The 1,102-nt window shown below is 64.9% G+C and carries 1 protein-coding gene; it reads left to right on the plus strand.

What is annotated here, in order from left to right:
* Positions 1 to 1,102 (plus strand): amino acid adenylation domain-containing protein (locus ABTZ94_RS37660; protein ID WP_351207988.1); only part of this gene is annotated, 1,102 nt, incomplete at both ends.

Consider the following 1,102-nt stretch of genomic DNA (forward strand, 5'->3'; position numbering starts at 1 on the left):
GAGTCGCTGGTCGCGGTGTGTATGGACCGGTCGGCGGATCTGGTGGTGGCGTTGCTGGCGGTGCTGAAGGCCGGTGGTGCGTATGTGCCGGTCGACCCGGAGTACCCGGCCGAGCGTATTGCGTATGTGCTCGACGACGCGCAGCCGACGCTCATGGTCACCAATGATGCGGTTCAGTCCTCCGCGCCGTCGGTGCACGGCCTGGTCCGGGTCGTAGTGGACGACCCGCGGACGGTGGCCGAACTCGCGGGCTTGGACGCGTCGGTTGTGGAGGGTGTTGGGCTGTTGTCGTCGCATCCTGCGTATGTGATTTATACGTCGGGTTCGACGGGGCGTCCGAAGGGTGTGGTGGTTCCGCACGGGAATGTGGTGCGGTTGTTCGGTGGTACGGATGGCTGGTTCGGGTTTGGTTCGGGGGATGTGTGGGTGTGGTTCCATTCGTTCGCGTTTGATTTCTCGGTGTGGGAGTTGTGGGGTGCGTTGCTGCATGGTGGGCGCCTTGTGGTGGTGCCGCGTGGGGTGTCGCGTTCTCCGCATGAGTTCTTGGAGTTGTTGGTTCGGGAGCGTGTGACGGTTCTGAATCAGACGCCGTCGGCGTTCTACCAGTTGGCGGCGGCGGAGGGGCGTGAGCCGTTGCTGGGGGAGCGGCTGGCGTTGCGTTGGGTGGTGTTCGGTGGTGAGGCGCTGGATGTGCGTCGGCTGCGGGAGTGGTTTGTGCGGCGCGGGGCGACGGGTCCGGTGCTGGTGAATATGTATGGCATTACCGAGACGACGGTGCATGTGAGTTTTGCGGCGTTGGGCGGGGGTGTGGTCGCGGGTGATGCGGCGGAGGGCCTGATCGGTGTGGGGATCCCGAATCTGCGGGTCTTCGTGCTGGATGGGGCGCTGGAGCCGGTTCCGGTGGGTGTCGCGGGTGAGTTGTATGTCGTGGGTGGGCAGTTGGCCCGTGGATATCTGGGTCGTCCGGGGTTGTCGGCGGAGCGTTTTGTGGCGTGTCCGTTCGGGGTTGCGGGTGAGCGGATGTATCGGACCGGGGATGTGGTGCGTTGGCGTGGGGACGGGTCTTTGGAGTTTGTGGGGCGTGCGGATGATCAGGTGAAGG

It is taken from the genome of Streptomyces sp. NPDC002785, from assembly GCF_040295565.1.
Classification (GTDB): domain Bacteria; phylum Actinomycetota; class Actinomycetes; order Streptomycetales; family Streptomycetaceae; genus Streptomyces.